At 70.2% G+C, this 3320-nt stretch carries 4 protein-coding genes and 2 pseudogenes; 3 read left to right on the top strand and 3 right to left on the bottom strand.

Features of this window, described 5'->3' with window-relative positions:
- The 3 genes and pseudogenes from GRX66_RS20870 to GRX66_RS17670 form a co-directional block, all read left to right on the top strand.
- A pseudogene (locus tag GRX66_RS20870) lies at positions 1–832 on the top strand (glycerate kinase type-2 family protein); the annotation flags it as partial.
- Positions 833–928: 96 nt separating this feature from the next.
- Positions 929–2079, top strand: a pseudogene (locus tag GRX66_RS17675) (thiolase family protein).
- Positions 2076–2456, top strand: coding sequence for a Zn-ribbon domain-containing OB-fold protein (locus GRX66_RS17670; protein WP_159527677.1), 381 nt, complete (start codon positions 2076–2078; stop codon positions 2454–2456). Before GRX66_RS17675 ends, GRX66_RS17670 begins: the two are co-directional and overlap by 4 nt.
- Before the next feature lie 3 nt (positions 2457–2459).
- On the opposite strand, the gene GRX66_RS17665 is transcribed toward GRX66_RS17670, so the two are convergent.
- From GRX66_RS17665 to GRX66_RS20865, 3 genes are all read right to left on the bottom strand, one after another.
- Complete coding sequence (locus GRX66_RS17665) at positions 2460–2657, bottom strand: hypothetical protein (RefSeq protein ID WP_159527676.1); 198 nt, start codon at positions 2655–2657, stop codon at positions 2460–2462.
- A 105-nt stretch (positions 2658–2762) separates the two neighbouring features.
- Positions 2763–3119 carry a DUF5518 domain-containing protein gene (locus GRX66_RS17660; RefSeq protein ID WP_159527675.1) on the bottom strand — a complete coding sequence of 119 codons (357 nt, stop codon included), beginning with the start codon at positions 3117–3119 and terminating at the stop codon, positions 2763–2765.
- A gap of 39 nt (positions 3120–3158) precedes the next feature.
- Positions 3159–3311: a sterol carrier protein domain-containing protein gene (locus GRX66_RS20865; protein ID WP_394351541.1), complete on the bottom strand. Its 153-nt coding sequence runs from the start codon at positions 3309–3311 to the stop codon at positions 3159–3161.
- Positions 3312–3320 lie beyond the last annotated feature (9 nt).

Below are 3320 nucleotides of genomic sequence, written 5' to 3'. Positions count from 1 at the left end.
GCTGCTGCGGCTCCGGCGCGCCGATCCACGACGTGAACGCCGTCCGGAAGCACTGTTCGGCGCTCAAGGGCGGCCGGCTCGCGCGAGCACTCGCCCCGGCGACCGTCGCGACGCTGGTGTTCAGCGACGTCGTCGGCAACGACCTCGACGTCGTTGCCAGCGGCCCGACGGTCCCCGATACATCGACGTACGACGACGCGCTCGCGGTCCTCGACGAACGCGACATCGACGTTCCGGATGGGGTCCGCACCCGCCTCGAACGCGGCGCAGCCGGCGACGTCCCGGAGACGCCCTCTGCGGGCGACCCCGCGTTCGAGAGCGTGCACACCCACGTGCTCGCAGACGGCAGGACGGCCCTCGAGGCAGCGGTCGAGACGGCACGCGACCGCGGGTACGAGCCGCTCGTGCTCTCGGCCGGCATCGAGGGCGAAGCCGCGGACGTCGGACTGGTGCACGCAGCGATCGCGGCCGAAGCCAGAGCCACCGGAAACCCGGTGTCGCCCCCGGCAGTCGTCGTCTCGGGTGGCGAACTCACCGTGACCGTCGAGGGCGACGGGGAAGGCGGCCCGAACCAGGAGTGTGCACTCGCCGCCGCCCCCGGCTGCCGGAGCGCGCTGCGTTCGCGTGCGTCGACACGGACGGAATCGACGGCGCGAGCGAGCACGCCGGCGCGCTCGTGGACACCGGGACGGTCGACGACCCGAGCGCCGCGCGCGAGGCGCTCGGCCACAACGACGCCGGCGGGTTCCTCGCCGGTCGGAATGCGTTGCTGCGGACGGGACCGACCGGCACGAACGTCAACGACCTCCGGGTGCTCGTGATCGAGGCGTAAGCCGCAGTACTCGCCGCCGGAGGGCGCGGGCGCCCGCTCGCGCGTCGGTGCGGTCGGAGGTGAAAGCGTAAAGACCCCGCTGTGTGACGGTGAGATATGGACCGCGTAGCAATCATCGGTGCGTCGATGACGCAGTTCGGCGACCGCGACGCCTGGGTGCGGGCGCTGCTGGCGGAAGCCGGCGACGCCGCGCTCGACGACGCGGGCGCGACGGCGGCGACGTCGACCACCTCTACGTTTCGAACATGGCGAGCGGCGAGTTCGAGGGACAGACCGGCGTCCCGAACGCGCTCGCTCACGACCTGAACGCGCTGCCCGCGTACACGCAGCGCGTCGACCAGACGAGCGCCTCCGGCGGCGCCGGCATCTACGCCGCCTGGCAGTCCGTCGCCTCCGGCGCCAGCGACCTGACGCTGCTGGTCGGCGGGGAGAAGATGACCCACAAGACGACGGGGGAAGCGACGGACGTCATCGCCAGCCTCACCCATCCCGTGGAGTACAAGCACGGCGTCACGCTCCCGAGTTTCGCCGGCCTGACCGCCCGCAAATACCTCGACGAGTACGACGCGCCCCGCGAATCGCTGGGGAAGGTCGCGGTGAAGAACCACCGCAACGGCACGGACAACCCGCACGCGCAGTTCCGCAAGGAGGTCGACCTGGAGACGGTCCTGGAGTCGCCGGTCGTCGCCGACCCCCTTCGGCTGTACGACTTCTGTCCGATCACGGACGGCAGCGCCGGTCTCGTGTTCTGTCCGGAGTCCGTGGCACAGGAGTACACCGACGACTACGTCGTCGTGTCGGGCGTCGGCGGTGCGACGGACACTCACGTCGTCCACGAGCGCGAGGACCCGACCACGATGGGCGGCGTCGTCGAGTCGTCGAACGTCGCCTACGAGATGGCCGACCGCGGTCCCGAGGACGTCGACGTCGCGGAACTCCACGACATGTTCACGATTCTGGAGTTCCTGCAGAGCGAGGACCTCGGGTTCTTCGAGAAGGGCGAGGGCTGGAAGGCCGTCGAGGAGGGCGTCACGGACCGCGACGGCGACCTCCCCATCAACACCTCCGGCGGCCTCAAGTCGAAGGGCCACCCGCTGGGCGCCAGCGGCGTCGCACAGGCGTACGAAATCTACCAGCAGTTGCTCGGCGACGCGGGCGCGCGCCAGGTCGACGCGACGGTCGGCCTCGCGTGCAACGTCGGCGGGTTCGGGAACTGCGTCACCACCACCATCCTCGAACAGCCATGACTGACGACGCCCCCAGTTTCGACGCACACCGCTGCGAGAACGGCCACGTCACGTACCCCGGGCACACGCGCTGCCCGGACTGTGGCGCAGAACAGACCGAGACCGTTGACCTCAGCGACCGCACCGGGACGGTCGTCACGTGGACGACGTCGACGGCGACGCCGCCGGGCGTCCGCGAACCGAACCACCTCGCCATCGTCGAGTTCACTGTCGACGGCGAGAGCGTGCGCGCGCTCGGCCAGCTGACGACCGCCGACGGCGTCGACATCGGCGACGACGTGGAACCGGTCTACGCGGCGGAACTACGCGAACCGGGCGCGGGCATCAGGGAACCCGACAGCCAGGCGTGGGACGGCTTCCGATTCGAACCGGCGTAGCCGTTAGTTTCCGCCGGGCGTCAGGTCGCTGACTGCCTTCCCGAGGTTGTCGATGGACCCCTCGATGAACGACCGCACGGACCCGAGGACGTCCCCCACGAAGTCCGGCACCGGTCCGGGCAGGTCGGCGGGCGGGCCGGCTGCCGCGACGTTCGCGATGTCGATACCGACTGTCGCAACCGCGTCGACGAGTTCGATCATTGCACTCGATACTGTGCGCTCCGGGCATAAGGTGTGTGGAGTCGCTGACGCCGGATTTCTTCCAATTAACGCGGGTTAGCGCCGGTTCGACCGGGTGTCGCTCGCTCACTGGCGGACCCGGCCTACGACACCCCCGATTACACCACCCACCACGGCTTCGACGACGTACGCGACACCGAGCGCGGGAACGAGAACGATGGAGTAGCCGATGCCGGGGCGCGCGTGCTGTGGGTCGTAGAGTACGAGCGCGACGACGAGCAGGGAGACGACGAGGATGAGTTCGGCCAGGCCAACGAGGAGGCCGTGCCAGAGTCCGGCGCGCACGCCACCGACGACGACGCCAGCGACGATGCCGCCCCAGAAGCCAGCGAGGAGGAGGGACGGGGGACTGTTTGCGACCGCCGCGACCGCGGCGACGACGGATGCAACGACGCCCGCCAGGACTGCCAGCCACCTCGTCATACGCCAGGCTTGACGCCCCCGCGGAAAACAGTACGGGGCTCAGAACCCCTCGCGGAGGAACGTCTCACGGGTCGGGAACGCGTCGGTCAGCGTCGCGACGACGTGGTCGCCCGCGTCGAGGTCGCTGACCGTCGCGAGTTCGTCGGCGCCGCGGTAGCCGACAGCGAGTTCGGAGAGCGCGCCGACGCCGATGCTCGCGTC

It is taken from the genome of Halobacterium bonnevillei, assembly GCF_009831555.1.
GTDB lineage: Archaea > Halobacteriota > Halobacteria > Halobacteriales > Halobacteriaceae > Halobacterium > Halobacterium bonnevillei.
The sequence above is the reverse complement of the archived record's forward strand: the minus strand, read 5'-3'. Positions and strand labels throughout refer to the sequence as shown.

What these genes read in the sequence shown, in the direction of transcription:
- GRX66_RS17670 (WP_159527677.1), top strand. Translation starts at nt 2,076, where the DNA reads ATGACTGACGACGCCCCCAGTTTCGACGCACACCGCTGCGAGAACGGC.
- GRX66_RS17665 (WP_159527676.1), bottom strand. Translation starts at nt 2,657, where the DNA reads ATGATCGAACTCGTCGACGCGGTTGCGACAGTCGGTATCGACATCGCG.
- GRX66_RS17660 (WP_159527675.1), bottom strand. Translation starts at nt 3,119, where the DNA reads ATGACGAGGTGGCTGGCAGTCCTGGCGGGCGTCGTTGCATCCGTCGTC.